The sequence below is a fragment of the Martelella sp. FOR1707 genome (assembly GCF_053484265.1).
In genome coordinates, this window is record NZ_JBAKFP010000001.1 from 454,677 (window position 1) to 470,008 (window position 15,332).

11 protein-coding genes are annotated in these 15,332 nt (G+C 57.7%); 1 reads left to right on the top strand and 10 read right to left on the bottom strand.

Annotated features, from left to right (window positions below; all coding sequences use genetic code 11):
* Positions 1-5: 5 nt before the first annotated feature.
* The 10 genes from V6765_RS02015 to V6765_RS02060 form a co-directional block, all read right to left on the bottom strand.
* Positions 6-1,037: a hypothetical protein gene (locus V6765_RS02015; protein WP_448426019.1), complete on the bottom strand. Its 1,032-nt coding sequence runs from the start codon at positions 1,035-1,037 to the stop codon at positions 6-8.
* Positions 1,027-2,691, bottom strand: a complete 1,665-nt coding sequence (locus V6765_RS02020; RefSeq protein WP_448426020.1) for an HsdM family class I SAM-dependent methyltransferase — start codon at positions 2,689-2,691, stop codon at positions 1,027-1,029. The genes V6765_RS02015 and V6765_RS02020 overlap by 11 nt, the downstream gene beginning before the upstream one ends.
* A gap of 785 nt (positions 2,692-3,476) precedes the next feature.
* The gene (gene fahA, locus V6765_RS02025) at positions 3,477-4,748 is read right to left on the bottom strand and encodes a fumarylacetoacetase (protein ID WP_448426021.1); all 1,272 of its coding nucleotides are present in this window, start codon (positions 4,746-4,748) and stop codon (positions 3,477-3,479) included.
* Positions 4,745-6,481 (bottom strand): CocE/NonD family hydrolase, encoded by a 1,737-nt coding sequence (locus tag V6765_RS02030; RefSeq protein WP_448426023.1) that lies wholly within the window; start codon positions 6,479-6,481, stop codon positions 4,745-4,747. The genes fahA and V6765_RS02030 overlap by 4 nt, the downstream gene beginning before the upstream one ends.
* A 40-nt stretch (positions 6,482-6,521) precedes the next feature.
* Positions 6,522-7,205: a TetR/AcrR family transcriptional regulator gene (locus V6765_RS02035; protein ID WP_448426025.1), complete on the bottom strand. Its 684-nt coding sequence runs from the start codon at positions 7,203-7,205 to the stop codon at positions 6,522-6,524.
* Between the two features lie 71 nt (positions 7,206-7,276).
* On the bottom strand, positions 7,277-8,281 hold the full coding sequence (locus V6765_RS02040) for an MBL fold metallo-hydrolase (RefSeq protein ID WP_448426027.1): 1,005 nt from the start codon (positions 8,279-8,281) through the stop codon (positions 7,277-7,279).
* 9 nt (positions 8,282-8,290) lie between these two features.
* A complete protein-coding gene (locus V6765_RS02045; RefSeq protein ID WP_448426028.1) occupies positions 8,291-9,610 on the bottom strand; it encodes a TRAP transporter large permease in 1,320 nt (439 codons plus the stop codon).
* Positions 9,607-10,068, bottom strand: coding sequence for a TRAP transporter small permease subunit (locus tag V6765_RS02050; protein WP_448426029.1), 462 nt, complete (start codon positions 10,066-10,068; stop codon positions 9,607-9,609). Before V6765_RS02050 ends, V6765_RS02045 begins: the two co-directional genes overlap by 4 nt.
* 120 nt (positions 10,069-10,188) lie before the next feature.
* Complete coding sequence (locus V6765_RS02055; protein WP_448426031.1) at positions 10,189-11,259, bottom strand: C4-dicarboxylate TRAP transporter substrate-binding protein; 1,071 nt, start codon at positions 11,257-11,259, stop codon at positions 10,189-10,191.
* Between the two features lie 500 nt (positions 11,260-11,759).
* Positions 11,760-12,788: a helix-turn-helix domain-containing protein gene (locus V6765_RS02060; RefSeq protein ID WP_448426033.1), complete on the bottom strand. Its 1,029-nt coding sequence runs from the start codon at positions 12,786-12,788 to the stop codon at positions 11,760-11,762.
* Positions 12,789-13,028: 240 nt separating this feature from the next.
* On the opposite strand from V6765_RS02060, the gene V6765_RS02065 reads away from it, so the two are divergent.
* The coding region (locus V6765_RS02065) for a two-partner secretion domain-containing protein (protein WP_448426614.1) at positions 13,029-15,332 on the top strand (2,304 nt) is incomplete at its 3' end.

Here is a 15,332-nt window from a genome sequence, read left to right on the forward strand (position 1 = left end):
GCCTTCTACTTCTTTGACAAAATAGAAGCGCGGCGGCGCCTAGCCTCTTCATGCATGTTGACAGGCGTCGTTGTGAGGACGCGGGTAATCAAGGATGTGAGAAAACGGGCCGGTGAGAGGTCATCTGGAGTTCGTTCTGCGAGGATCGATACCTTCGGCAGGGCCTTGACGATGCTCTCGACCGTACTTTCAGCAAGGTGCGCTATTTCACCCTCGGCCGGTTCTGTTATTGGCTGCGGGCCTGGCTCTAATATGCCGTCGGTGGGTTCTTCTTCATCGACCGCCGGCTGTACCGGATCAGTGGAGTATTCCATCAACACCAGGCAGGTGGAGTGGTACGCATCGTCCTCACGGCCAAGCTTGGACAAAAGGTCGAACAACCACTCTGCCGTCTTGGGTTCCTTTTCCAGAATATCGGACCTTAGTCCAAACAGGAACCCGAGCGCCGCAAGCGGATGGCGTAGGCGGAGATTCTTGGCGTCGCCATAGGATTCCTCGATGCGGTTAGGCGCATTTTTTCCATAAGAGGAATCCATTCGCTTCGTCGATATCAGCAATTCTGGGCCGGTCACCCAATCCGTGATGATGACGTCGACTTGCTTCAGATAGTTTTTGCCGAGAATTGAAGCAGAGGAGGAGGTCACGCCGGGAATGGACGTGTTCGATGTCAGATAGGATTGGGCCTTGGCTCGTATCGCTGTGGGAAGCGACTTGACGAATGCCGAGACAGGCGCGGGAAGAACCCGCGGATTAGCAGGCCGGGGCCAAACCTGGTCCGTCCCGAAACCAGCCCTTCGAAGTTCATAGCTGAGCCAAACATCAAGTGCGAGGGCAGGCACGCCCGTCTGCGTCCCTACTTTCAGGTGCAAAGGGACGCCGAGCAACAGCGCAAGGGTGTCGTAATCGGGATGGAAGAAAGGCTGGCCGTCCGATCCGAGAACCCACGGATTGCTGTGTTCTCCGTCAGGTGCGGCAGCTTCAACGATGTGATCGAATATTTCCCAGGCTTCTGCTTTCGAACTTGGTTTAGCGGCCACTTGCTGACCTCACATTGCGACGGTTCACGAGTTCCGCGCGTGCATTCCGCACTGCTTCCATTTGTGTCGCCGAAACCTCGCCGTCCACCAGCAGTACCTCGTCAACTAAATTAACGGCATCGAGCAGCCGCCCTTTGTCTAGGAGCTTTCCAACGCTTCGCTTAATCTTGCGAAGCTCACCGGCGCGAGAGGCGACCAGGGACGGGGAAGGCATGGCCCACACGTCTGCCTCCTTTGGCTCGATCTTCAGGATCCCACCTCCATAGGCGCGGCCAACCATTTCGGCATGCAACAAGGTGATTGAGTTCAAGCTGGCGACAGGGAGGAGCTCGCGGCCCAAGACAGTATATTCCTCGTTCAAGTAAACCCCATGCACCGAATTAAGGTGACGCGCCTTGGCAGAGTTTTCCGTAATCCGGGGGGTGTCCGCATTCATGCATGTCAGTAAAAGATCCGCGGGTGAAACGAGCGGCACCCGATACCAAGTCTTGCGGACCCGGCATTTATAGGCGGTGTCGACGCCTGTCCTGTGGCCGTCGGCGATATATGCTGCGGCAGCCTTGGACGGCGGGTCATTCGGATAGAACAGGTGGATTGCATTGCCATCTTCACCGAGCTTCTTCAGTTGGGCTTTCGAAAGCGAAAGTCCCCGTAAATGGGAGCTTCCGGGCGGCGAAAGGCTGAGCAACTCATCCGGGTGTAGCCCGAGCTCGGCCACGCGCTGGGGAGAAAGTGTGAAGTATTTGTTGTTTCCGGTTACCATTCCGAGCGTCGTGTCGCCCCAGGTCTCCAGGTTCGTGTAGAGGCCAGCTGCCAAAACAGCGTGCAAGAGATGCACCGCATCGACATCGACGAGACTGCTGGTCCACTTGCCCGCTGGGTCGGCCGGTGTCCAGCTCAGACCTGGGCCTAAAGTGTCGAGCGTCGCAGCGTTCTTTGTCTGGCGGATCGTTGCGAACTCCGCCGGCCCCTCAAGGTAGCCTTCAGCGAGGAGAAGCACTACATCGGCCTCCGCCTCCGGAAACACTTGCTCATCAAACAAAACGAGCTGCACGTCGCGGAATCGACTGAACAGGAACTTGCGGACGGGAGCGGCATAGTTCACCGAGAGCAGTTCCGCGGGCAAGACGAAGGCCAGGCGGCCACCCTTCTTCAGGAACAACGCCGAGTACACGGTGAATGCAGCCCAACTCGACGCGAGCCCCGTCAGTGAAATGCCGCCCCTGATGGCTGCCTCCCGGGCACGGGCACGAGCTTCTCCGGAAAAGTCCTGGTATCGGATATAGGGAGGATTTCCGATGACGGCTTCGAACGCTGGATCAGGCGTGACGGCAAAGAAGTCGGACAGTTGGATATCAGCTTCGCCCCCGGCGTCAGCGACCCGCTTGCGGGCAACATCTGCGCTGTGGGCGTGTATCTCCACGCCATGAACCATTGGGCACGAGCGCCTGCGTGGAGCGAGTTCACGAAGCCGCTCGACCGCCGAAACCAGGAATGCGGCATCGCCAGCCGCAGGCTCGAGCACGCGATCCTCAGGCGCGCGAATGGCCCATTTGGAAATGAAACGCGTAATCTCTGCGGGCGTGAAAAATGCGCCTCTCTCCTTGCGGAGAATGGGAGTGTCGAAAGGGTCGCGATGGGTAACGAATGTCACTGTTAGCTCCCGAATCGTGCACGCATGGGTTCGCAGTCTTTGCCGCCTACCTATCCTATACAGATGGATTTCTGTCTACTCTTTGTTCTTATTTTCAATCTGCCGATCCCGCAGAAAATTGCGGCAAGTCGTTGCTTAACACAATTTATTGGCTGCCCGTCATTTTCCTTTGAGCTTCCTAGGCGCGAAAGATGAACGAGTGTTCAACGGAAAGGAGCGCAGTGAGCAATTCCGCAAGCAGGGGCAGGAGGTCGCTGCCGAAAACAACGAAGGCAATTACTTGTGGCTTTCGTGATTTGGTTGCATATGAGAGGCGAGCAACGCCGGAACGCGGGTGAACGGTAGCGTGTTAAATTAAAGCGAACCTTTTGGCTATGCAGCCAATACGCGCAAAGAAATACCGATACTTCTCAATATGATCGCGGATCCTTAACAACGGGTCGCCCGTTCTGATCCTTTCAGGACCTGATGGTGGAGAAGTGTAGGGCCTTGGGGGCTTGTCATTTACTTCAACAGTAAGGATGCTGAGTGTTACATCCGTTGAAAAGACGATGACGAAAACTTCCAACGTTGTAGGTGAGCGGAGCTGTCCCATAGAAGAAGACGATGCTGCGCTGCAGCAGCAGAATCGTTTTGGCGAGACGCAAGCCCAGCCGACATCGGCAATACAGCCAGACTCGATGGGCGATCATGGACCCAGCGAAATGATGGCGCTTGTACTTGAGAGGGGCGGCCACCAACGCAGCGATTGAGCACAATGGGCTTCACCGGCAGTTAATCTGGAATCACCTAAAATAAGGATCATGCAGGGCCGACAGAAGCTGTCCCTCGCAATCGCCGAACCCGATGCTGACCTCCTCTTGTCGTGCGATGCCTGTGATGCGGATCGAATCGCCGTCGTCCAGGAACCGGCGAACCGCGCCGTTTTGAAGTTTCAACGGGCGGTTTCCGTTCTGCGACAGTTCGAGAAGGCAACCGAGGCTTTCGTCGGTCGGTCCGGAGATCGTTCCGGAGCCGAGCAGATCTCCAACGCGCATCGGGCATCCACTGGACGTGTGGTGTGCGATCTGCTGTGCGGCAGAAAAATACATATTCCGGTGATTGCTGCGGGTGATCGTCGTTTCCGTCCCGTCGTCGGGCGTCAGAGTGACCTCGAAATCGATGTCGTAGAGGTTGGGGCGGTGCACCTGCAGATAGGCAAGCAAGTCGTCGTTTTCGCTACCACCACCTGTTCGTGAGGGTTCGAGCGCGAACTTGGACACGATCCAATTGCCCACGGTCGTTGCCGTCGCCTTGGACTGAAACGGTCCGAGCGGCCGGCTTTCCCAAGTCTGGATGTCTCTGGCAGACCAGTCATTGAGGAGGATATAGCCGAAGATGGCGCCGTCCGCTTCCTCAGCGGTCAGCGGTCCATTGGTACTCGTTCCCACGATGGCCCCGAGCTCCAGCTCGAAATCGAACTTTCGGGAGGGCTCGAAAACGGGTTCACTCTGATCCGGGTGTTTGAGCTGTCCCCAAGGCCGGCGTATCTTCGAGCCTGAACCGACAACGGACGAGGCGCGCCCGTTGTAGCCGATCGGCATATGTTTCCAATTCGGAGGCACAGCATCTTCGGGGCTACGGAACAGACTACCCGCGTTGAAGGCATGGTGCCAGCTTGAGAAGAAATCCGTAAACTCCGTCACGCTAAAGGGCTTGTGCAGTTCAGCTTCAGACATCGGAACCAACGCCTTGCGACATAACAGCTCCTGTTCGCGAAGTGTGGCCTCTCCGCTTTCCCGAAAGAGCGCGATCAACCGCGAACGAACGTCGAGCCAGACTTTCGGACCGAGCGTCATGAAGGCATTCCAGTGAGGCTGTTGAAAGATCAAGGGATCAATTTCGAGGAGTCCAGCCTCTGCCAGGACTGCCGGATCAACGATATCCGATCCGAGCGCGATCCCGCAGCGTGGCGGATTGCCGCGAGCGGAAAACACGCCGTATGGCAGATTGTTCAGGGGGAAATGGCAACCTCTTCTGTTGGCTTCAGGAAGCCAGCTTGCGATCAGTTTTGTCATTTGGTGGGGCTCAGGCGGGGCTGTGGATCATTGGCATTGGTCCCCGCGGCCGGAATCACGGGAGCAATAAGCCGGGAGGGATAATCGGGGCCGGTGTGAACCGATACCTTGGCCTCCGCAAGCCAGGCCGGCCGATCTGAAGTGTCATCGTGCAGCCAGGGACCCGAGCCCTTATATACCGTTTCAGCGTCGTCGCGTTGGAAGTCACGCCCTCGAATATCGACGGCGATCCGATACCCTTCCGGAAGCACGATGCATGTGGGCCATATCTCGACGACAACCTCGACGATCGCACCTGGCGTCAAAGGCTGCTTCTCGTCGTGCGTATGCCAAGGTTGCCAAGGTGTCGAACGTTGCGGACACAGCTTGCGGTGCGAGGCCCTCAGCCAGCCCTGCGAAAGCGGGGCAGCGGGATCTACAGACCCCACATAAGTCACCTCCTTCATCTCGGGAGAAAAGGCTTGCAGCGTCACGAACAGATCAGCGTCCTCGACCGAGGAGGAGATGAAGAGCGTTAGAGCCAACGGTCCGGTGATCTCCGTCTCTTCCTTGACGGGCGCGGAGAGGAACCGAACGTTTCCGGTTCCGGCAACGAAAGCCGTGGTCGCGTTTTCCCGGGGCTGTGCGGTATCCAGGCCGCCATCATTCGCCGATAGATAAAAAGGAGTCCACCGTGTCCGTTCGAGCGGCCACGCGGTTTCCTTCCGCAACTCGGCTTCCTCCTGGAAAGGCCGCCTTATATGGAGCCAAACGGGCGGTTCGTCGTTCCAGCCGTTCTCGATGCCTTTGAGATGATAGTCCAGGAAGCGTTTCTGGAGGTCCATCCCGTAGTCGAGGAGAAACCATTCCTCGTGGCGTCCGGGGTGAACTTCAAGCCATTTTCGCGTCGACGCGGCTTCCTTGAAGGCGGTGAAATTGCCGCGTGGGTGCAAGCCGCACCCCGCCCAGTTCGCCGCACTCAGAAATGGAATGGTGATCTTCTCCCAATCCGCAGAACGCTCGCGGTACCAGGTGTCATCCATCTCGCGCGCGCGCAGGTTCGCAAGCGTATTGCTTCTGTTGTTTTCTAACTCAGTCTCTGAGTACTCGGCCGGACCTGTGGAGCGTTCATTCAGCCAGGGGTCCATTGGGCCTTTGGGGTTGCCATGCTGGACCGCCAGTATCTGTCGCGGATACCAGGTCTGGAAGAACTTGTTGGATAGAATTCCTCCATGGCGCGCAAAGTCCCGATAGAAATCCGAAGCGCCTTCCCACGGGATGATGGCCGCCAGATGCGGCGGTTGAAGCGAAGCCACATTCCACTGCGTGATGGCATAGTAGGAAATTCCATTGAGCCCGACCTTGCCGTTCGACCATTCCTGCACGCCGGCCCATTCGATCGCCTCATAAAAATCCTTCGCTTCTTGTGGCGAGATTATATCGAGATAACCGGGCGACCTGCCAGAGCCACGGCTGTCAACGCGGACAACGGCATATCCCCACGGCACCCAGATTTCTGGATCAACCGTTTCCCAAGTCACATAATTGTGCTGCGAGCCTTTCAAAAGGCCGGGATGGCGGTTGGTCATCCACTCCCAACTCGCCTTGTAATGGTCCTGGTACGCAACGCCTTTTCCATAGGGACCGGCGGTCATGATGACGGGTACTTTCGCCGCGTCGTCAGGACGGAAGACATCGGCGCGCAGGCAGACGCCGTCATCCATCCGAATTTCTACATCGCGCTCAATTATCATTATTCTCCTCCAGCGATACTCGACTAGGCAGCGGGCGATTTTACTTCTGGGCAAAGCCACCGGTCAGGAAGCTGACGAGTTGCGCGTGGAGATCTTCCATTTTTGCGACCTCGATCGCGCCCTCCGAGACGGAATTCAAACGAGAAGAGGTCACGACCTCGGAAACGCCAAGAAGAACGCCGCCGACCATGAAGAAATATCTCCACACCAGAACGCTACGATCCAACTCGGGATAAAGTGTCTTCAGCGCATCGACAAAGCGGGTCGCCAGCGGGTCGAAACGCCTTTTAACGATCTCGGTGGTGATCGAATTGGGCGCCGCGCGATGAGCGTGCAATAATTTGGTCAGGAGAACACCCTCGTGGGGTCTGTCCGGCTCAAGATAGGGGCTCAGGAATATGTCGATGAGATCGCCGATATCGGGAGGGCTGTTGTTGTCATGCCCCTCGAACAAAGCCTCCAGGGCTGCAATACGGCGCTCGTTCACTCTGCGGGCAAGGTCGTCAAGCACTTCATGGACCAGATCCGCTTTCGATTTGAAGTGGTAATTGACCGAAGCCGAGTTGGTTCCAGCGGCCGTCGTGATCTGTCGCAGCGACACGCCGTCAATCCCATCCTTTGCGAATGCAAGCGATGCTGCATCCAGTATGCGCTGTTTTGATGGCACCGCGTTTTCCTGACCTGCATCGTCTTTGGTGTTTATCTGCTGCGCTTGTCGGGACATGAAGACTGCACTTTCTTCGCTGAGGTCGTTTTCAAGAGGGGGGTTCGTCCAGCTACTACCTGAGGACGGAGCTATTTGGGTGCGTGGCAAGCGCAGCCATCGTCGCAACAGGGTGATCGGTGACCGTGATAATGCCGCCCCATCAGCGCGAGGATTTCATTGCGCGATGGATTGACGGCCCCCGCGCTCATTTCCCGGTAAGCCTGGGCAACGTTGGCAACAATCCGTTCCCGATCAAGCCAGGAATCGTACGCGCCAAGCGCTATATCCCAGGCAGCCTCGGCATAGCTCAGACCTGCATCAAAACGTTGGCGCGACTCTTCCATGACAAAGCAGAGATAGTCACGCATCTCCTTGACCGCCGAAAGCGTGGACACCGGCCCATGGCCCGGCACGACCGTCTCGACGTCCCAGCCAAGAATCGTGTCACAGGCCCGCAGCCAATTGGAGAATGGCCCCGCCCAGAGGATGGGGTGAACCTGATTAAAAACGAGATCTCCAGTGAAAACGGTTTTCGCCGAGGGGACATGCACCACAATGTCGCCACGGGTGTGGGCCGGTCCGAATTCGTGAAGCTCAATTCGAGTGTCGCCGATGTCGAATTCCAGGAAGTCCGAGAAAGTTTCTTTTGGGGTTCTCACCTCAACCCCAGTGAAATCGAATTTTGAGCCCATGACCTCATGCAGGAATGCGCCGGCTTCGCCGTTTGATTTCCAGTCTTCGAGAGACGCGCGAAAGACCTCCGGCGGTCGCTCCAGTATTTCCTCCACGCAGGCCTTCGACGCAATCATGCGCGCCCCGTCCACGAGCTGGTTTCCAAAGGTATGGTCCCCATTGGCATGGGTGTTTACCAACACGTCGATGGATCGTGCCGAAGTACTTATGTCCTTGAAAGCGTCCAGCATCTCTTTCGTTAAACCGAGCGTGAAGAGTGTGTCGACAAGCACGCTTTGATCGCCGGCAATGATCAATCCGGCATTGGAGTAGCCCCACGAACCGTCTGGCTGCACATAGGCATACGTCCCCCTGCCCAGGTCAGCTATGCCCTTCCGGAACGGATGATTGGACGCAGTCATTGAGTTTCCTTAATTGATAAGCGCGAGAGACAGTTCCGGCACGAATATGACGATGAGCAAGGCGACGAACATGGCCGCGACAAAAGGCAGTGCGCCACGGAAGATTGTCGAAATGGGAATGTCGTGATCCTGCAGGTTGCTTTTGATGACAAAACACGCCAGCCCGAGCGGGGGCGTAAGTAGACCGATCTCCACGGCAACGATGGTCACGATGCCGAACCAGACGAGATCCACCTCCATGTTGATCATGACCGGTACAACCAAAGGCAGCAGAATGAGCATGATGGATGCCGAGTCCAAGATGGTGCCGAGCAAGATCACCAGGACAAGATAGGCAATCATCACCGTGACGAAGCCAAGATCGTGGGTGCTGATGATTGCGCTCAATTCGGAAGGCAGGCCGCTCAGGGACAGGAGCCGTGCGTAAATGTGGGCCGCGATGATGACAAACGAGATCGCCGCCGTCACGGTTCCGGTTTCCAGAAGAAGGTTCCAGAAGCCGCGAAGTGTCAGTTTTCTGCGGGCAATGGCCACGAGTAAGGAAGCAAAGGCACCCATGGCGCCAGCCTCGGTGGGCGTGAAGACGCCGCCGTATATTCCACCCAGCACGATGACGATAAGCAGAACGATGGGAAAAGACAGCCACAGCATCTGGCCAGCCGACATAAGGGCGACGTCGGGTTTCGCAGTCGTCTCGCCATTGTTGCCGAGGTCGGTCGGGCTGAAGAAACCGATCACGAATATCGTCGCGATAAAAAGGATCGCGAGGGTGAGGCCGGGCAGAATTCCGGCGGTGAACAAGGACCCGATGGAAACCTCGGCGATAATGCCATAGAGAATGAGGAGCAGGCTCGGGGGTATCAACATCCCGAGGACAGACGATCCCGCCACAACGCCCACGGAGAATTTTGCTGAATAGCCATGGCGGAGAAGTTCGGGAACAGCAATACGGGTGAAGACGGAGGCTGACGCGATGCTGGTTCCGTTAACGGCGGCGAAAATGGCGTTGGCGAAAACCGTTGCCACGCCGAGGCCACCTGACACGCGTCGGAACAATTGCCCGGCAACGTCGAAAATATCGCGGCCGATGCCGGAGATGGATACCAACAGTCCCATCAGGACAAAAAGCGGAATGACCCCGAAGGAAAATTTCGCGATACTGTCCAGTGCGGCGAGCGCCAGAAACGTGCCAGCCACATCGAAATTGTCGCGGATGAGCGCAACGCCAAAAAACGACACGGCAGCGAGGGCTATGCCGATATGCAGTCCCGACTGCACCAACACCAGGATTGCGACGATAGACAGCAAACCAATCATCAAGGGTGTCATGATGCCTGCTCTTCCTTCATTGCTACGGCCCGGAAAAAGTGCTGAACGGCCATGAGGAGGTAGACCAGAACCGCCAACCCTGCACCGACGAGAACGCCGAATTCAAAAGGCCAGAGAGGCCACACGAAGATACCGGGCGTTCCGATCGTGAAATCATCGGTGTAGGCGCGCACGACCTTGGGCAGGATCGAATGAACCAGAACTGCGATCATGAATGCGCCGGCCAAGAAATAGACGGCCTCCACAAACATTGAAAAACGGGGTTTCGATTGCTGCAGCCGGTCAAGCCAGACATCGGAGTTGATCATCCGCTTTTGTCGGATCGTGTTGGGGAGCTGCAGAAAGACAATCGTCACAATGGATGCAGATACGATCTCTGCGACACCCTCGATCGGGTCGTTGAAGACATACCGCATGAAAACGTCGGCAACGATCAGGAACATGCTGATCACGATCATCAAGCTCCCGATCGCCGAGGTGAGACGCGACAGCCCCGTCACCGCCCGCTCGACAAGCCTGAGGCCTGCCGAACGGGCAACGGAGGAGGAAAAGGACGTGTTCTCGCGCATTTTCCAGCTCTATTTCTGGGACCAGTCACGAGGCCAGGTGACGCCCTTCTCGTTGGCAATGCGAAGATATTCCTGCAGCGTCGTTGAACCCGGTTGGCCCCGCTCATCCTGAGCGGAAGCCCATTCCTGCGCTATGTTCGGCAACGCATCGACAAATTCCTCGCGGTTCGATTCCGAAAAATCGACAATCTTTGCGCCATTCTCCTGTGCTGTCGCCAAACTGCGGTCGGCCCGTGCGGCATAGATATCCAGAGCCTTTTGCTCATACTCTTGAGCTACACTCTTGATGATGTCCTGCACGTCCTTTGGAAACCGCGCCCAGGTATCGAGATTAACGGTCAATGCGGATGAGGACATGGCGCCAAAATTGACCTTTGTAACGTAAGGCGCCACCTCGTAGAATTTGTAGGGCGAGATACTGGATTCGAAAGTGATCACCCCGTCGGTCAGGCCGGTCTTGATGTTGTTATAGTGATCGGGCAGCGACGCTGAAACTGCAACCGCGCCTGTTCCTCGCAGCCAATTGGCGCTCAGGCCTGCGGCGCCAAGTTTGCGGCCATCCAGGGACGATACGCCGGTCACTTCGAAATTCGTGACCAACTGATAGGTGTCAACGCCGACGAAGGCGAGCGGCATCTGGTTGTTTGCCCGCCACGCGGCATCCATTTCCGGAACGGCTGCATGGAGTTCGTTCATGATCGCCATCAGCGTTCCAAGATCGCTCGTTCCAAAGGGGGCGACATAGGTGATCTGCTCAAGCGGCAGTTTGTCAGCTTCGAAAACCTGGGGCACATAGCCGAAGTCTGCGATGCCGCTTTCAACCGCTTCGAGCACACCGAATGGGTCAGCCAGCGATCCGCCATAGGCCTCGTTCCAGTTGATTTTATCCTTGCTGCCAGCTGCTTCGAGTCGGCGATTCACCTCAGGAATGAAAAATTCGGAAATCGCCTGAACCCCGCCCGTTACGGGTGGATGGCCGGACGCAATCGTTACAGAAAAGGTTTCCGCATGGAGTGGTGATGCGCCCAGCGTCAGTGCTTGAAGGGACACAGCTGCTGCAAGATAAATTCGATGTTTCATGGTTCTCCTCCCGTTTTCAAAGTCACCGCGCTTCTCCACCCCTCCCTGGGCGAACAGGCATGATTCAAATACGTAATTCAAACGTGCGTTTGAATCAAGCGTTTTGTTCGTGCTTACGCGGCGGATTGCGTCTTGAGCGGAGAATAGTGTTGGCGCGTGATGTCAGGTGAATTGCCGGTGAAGAGATTCGAGGCTCCCCGCTGAAAGGAGGCTTAGTCCCCTTCAGCTACAAGAGCCGTTGCTTCGCGGCATCGGGGTGGCCACTGCAGTCTGGCTGTATTCCGATGAGCTTGCGTTTGTTCGCGTTGCACGCTGACGAATATTCAGATGACGGGGTCGTTGGTTCATATCCCATCAAGACCCTTTGCTCACGCCCGTTGATCTATCGATCATGGTCAAGATCGTAAACGGCATTAAGTTTGGCCCGCGGTGGAGCTTATACCGCAGCTAGAAGTTGGCGTAAGTCACAAGCTGGTCGTCGTCAATGCGTCCTCGAACCTTCATTCGATGGCGGACATTTTTCGGAAGGCGCTAGGTGGCAAACCCACGTGCTGTGAAAAAGCGCGCGTCAGATGCGTGGAGTCGCTGTAGCCGAGGAGATGGGCGATCTTGGTCACCGGCATGTCAGTGTCGATTAACAGCGCTTTGGCCCGCTCCATCCGCACTTCGGTAACAAGCTGTCGATAGGTGTTGGATTCAGCGCGTAACCTTCGTTGTAAAGTTCTTGGTTCAAGACCGAGACGATCTGCGGTGGTATCTATATGCGCCGTACCTACCAAAAGATCGATATGGATCGTTTCACGCACGAGCGACGAAAACGTTCTGGGAGGACCTTTCTTCACCATGTATTTCAGATGGTGGCGACGGATTTGAGACGTGGCTCCCTTCTGGCACTGCCGCGGCCGGTCAAGAAGGGCCGAGGAGAAGGCGAATGCCATGGCCGCACTGCCATATCGGATCGGGACCCCGAGCCGTTTGGCCATTTCCTCGATGCGCTGATCATAGCAGACATCCAGTTCGATCCAATCCGGCCTCCAGTCATCTCCGGCGTAAACCTGAAACGTGTTCAGCAAGGCGGGGATGGTGTGTTGCAGGTGCTGGAGGCGATGAACAGGTCGCTTCCCAAAGATGCGATAGGAATAAAGCGCCCGCCCTCCGTTGGTCGACAGCGTCAGTTCAGTGCCGGTCTGATGATATTCTATTGCCTTGGAAGCACGCACCAGACATGCGCGCAGTGTGGGGGCCGTGCGTGAATAGTCCACCCAGGTGCCATAGTCGTCGATCATTTCCTGTCCCGCCTTCAGTCCGAACAGCGGATCGCCGGTCATGGCGGCGGCGGCCTCGTAAAGCGCGATCAGGCTATTGAGCGGCAACATCCGGTCGGCTTCCCGCGCCACATCGACCGGCAGGCCGACTTCGGAAAAAACATGATCGGCGGCATAACGGCCTTCGCGGCTGTCGATCAGCGCGGGAAGCGGGCCGATGCCCCGAACCGAGGTCATGGCGATTGAAGTTTCCAATCGAGGCATAACGAGACTCTGTCGTGAAATGGCAGGCTAATATTTTTTGATTCTAATAGACCTGAATGCGGGTGCGGCGGTCAAGGTTCCGCTTTTCGGGCGGAAAAGCCTGAAGCGGGACGATTGTGTGTGTGATCTCTGGCGCGTGTTTGGCGGGGCTTGCCCGGGCTTTTCAACTGTACCCGCAATGTCTGCCAGTCTTGCCTTCGGAAGGGCGCCATTCTGGGTTCGGGGAATTTCGATATGCCAATGCCATCCGTTGCCGATCGCCATCTTGTGCTTGCGCCTTTTGCCGGGGGCGAGCGGCATGCTTTTCGGCCCAGGCGGTTGCAAGCCGTTCTTCTCGCGACTGCCGCAGTTTCGGCGCTTGGCGCAAGTCCGGCCTTTGCCGAAGGCGGGTTGCCGGGTGGCGCCAGCGTGGTGTCCGGAGCGGCCAGCATTGAAACGACGGGATCGGCCATGACCGTCAGGCAGGGTTCCGAACGCGCCATCGTCAACTGGAACGACTTCAGCATCGGCCAAGGCAACAGGGTCGATTTCGTGCAGCCGGATGTGCATTCGGCGATCCTCAACCGCGTTACCGGCAACACGCGGTCCTCGATTGCCGGCGCGCTTTCCGGCAATGGTCAGGTCTTTCTCGTCAACCCCAATGGCATTGCAATCACGCCGACGGGCACGATCAAGGCCGGCGGCGGTTTCGTTGCTTCTACACTCGATATCACCAATGACGACTTCATGTCCGGCAACATGGTGTTCCGCGGCAATGGCGCATCAAGCACGGTTTCCAACGAAGGCGTGGTCACGATCGGGCGCGGCGGTTATGCCGCGCTGATGGGCGGCAAGGTGAAGAACAGCGGGCTGATCGCGGTTCCCTATGGCAAGGCGGGGCTCGGCGCGGGCGAGGAGATCACGCTCGATCTCTCCGGCGACGGCTTCATGCAGGTTGCGGTTCCCTCTTCGCTGATCGATGACGGCGAGGCGCTGGTGGAAAACTCCGGCACGGTGACGGCCGAAGGCGGCGTGATCGTGATGAAGGCGGCGACCCTGCGGGCGGCGGCGCGCAACGCCGTCAACCTTTCAGGCGTCGCCGAGGCGCGCTCCGTTTCAGGCCGTAACGGCAAGATCACGCTCGGCGGCGGGGCGGGCGGCAAGGTCAGGGTTTCCGGCACGGTCTCGACCCGTGCCAAGGCCGCCCAGCCGAAAACGACCAAGGGCGGCGCGATCGAAATCACCGGGCTCGAGATCCGGCTTGACGACGCCGTGATCGATGCCTCCGGCTATGGCGCGGGCGGCAAGGTGCGCATCGGCGGCGATTGGCAGGGCACGGGCGATATTCCGCATGCCGACATCCTGACGATCAGCGCCGGCACGGTGATCAGTGCGGATGCAGTTACTGAGGGCAATGGCGGCTCGGTGGTGCTCTGGTCGGATCACCGCACCGAGTTTGCCGGCCGGATCAGCGCCACCGGCGCGACCGGAACCGGCGGCGATGCAGAGGTTTCCGGCAAGGCGGTGCTTTCCTATACCGGCTTTGCCGATCTGACGGGTGCTACAGGCTTCGGCTCGCTGTTGCTCGATCCCTATAATGTCACGATCTCGAACGCCGCGGACCAGACGTCTTCCGGCTTCACCGCGTCCGGCAATGACAGTGTCATCAATGTCACCACGCTGCAAAATGCGCTTGCCAGCGCCAATGTCACGGTTTCGACCGGTTCCGGCGGCAGTCAGGACGGTGATATCACCGTTGCCGATGCCGTCACCTGGACATCGGGTTCCACGCTGACGCTGTCGGCCTATCGCAACATCGCCGTCAACGCCAATCTTGCAGGCGGCGCGGGATCCAAGATCGTGCTGCGCGCCGATAGCGGCGCCACCGGCAGCGGTACGGTCAGTTTCGGTTCCGGCATCACGGCAACCGCCGACGGCGGCGTTTCCCTCTACTACAATCCAGCGTCTTACAGCGCACCGGTCGATTATTCGGCCAATGCGGGCGTCGGCACGACGCTGACGGCTTACATGCTGGTCAACACGCTCGACAATCTCCAGGCGATCAACGCCACCACCAGCAGTCTCGCCGGCACCTATGCGCTCGGAACGGATATCGACGCCAGCGCGACCGCCGGCTGGAATGGCGGCGCAGGTTTCGAGCCGATCGGAAATGGAAGTTCGCAGTTCACAGGCACATTTGACGGGGAGGGGCATGTGATCACCGGGCTGACGATCAATCGCTCCGATACGGATTATGTCGGCCTGTTCGGATCTGCCGGTTCCGGTTCGATCCTGCGCAATGTCGGCCTTGTGGGTGGCAGCGTTTCGGGCAGCGGCTATGTTGGTGGGCTGGCCGGGTACAATTATGGCAAGATCAGCAATGCCTATGCGACCGGCAGCGTTTCGGGCGGCAGCTACTATGTAGGCGGGCTGATCGGGTACAATTATTCTGGCACGATCAGCAATGCCTATGCGACCGGCAGCGTTTCGGGCGGAAGCTACTATGTAGGCGGGCTGGTCGGGTTCAATGATGATGGCAAGATCAGCAATGCCTATGCGAGCGGC

Coding starts and splice junctions, on each gene's coding strand:
- V6765_RS02035 (WP_448426025.1), bottom strand. CDS start 7,205: ATGTCCCGACAAGCGCAGCAGATAAACACCAAAGACGATGCAGGTCAG.
- V6765_RS02050 (WP_448426029.1), bottom strand. CDS start 10,068: ATGATCGTGATCAGCATGTTCCTGATCGTTGCCGACGTTTTCATGCGG.
- V6765_RS02045 (WP_448426028.1), bottom strand. CDS start 9,610: ATGACACCCTTGATGATTGGTTTGCTGTCTATCGTCGCAATCCTGGTG.
- V6765_RS02030 (WP_448426023.1), bottom strand. CDS start 6,481: ATGATAATTGAGCGCGATGTAGAAATTCGGATGGATGACGGCGTCTGC.
- V6765_RS02040 (WP_448426027.1), bottom strand. CDS start 8,281: ATGACTGCGTCCAATCATCCGTTCCGGAAGGGCATAGCTGACCTGGGC.
- V6765_RS02060 (WP_448426033.1), bottom strand. CDS start 12,788: ATGCCTCGATTGGAAACTTCAATCGCCATGACCTCGGTTCGGGGCATC.
- V6765_RS02055 (WP_448426031.1), bottom strand. CDS start 11,259: ATGAAACATCGAATTTATCTTGCAGCAGCTGTGTCCCTTCAAGCACTG.
- fahA (WP_448426021.1), bottom strand. CDS start 4,748: ATGACAAAACTGATCGCAAGCTGGCTTCCTGAAGCCAACAGAAGAGGT.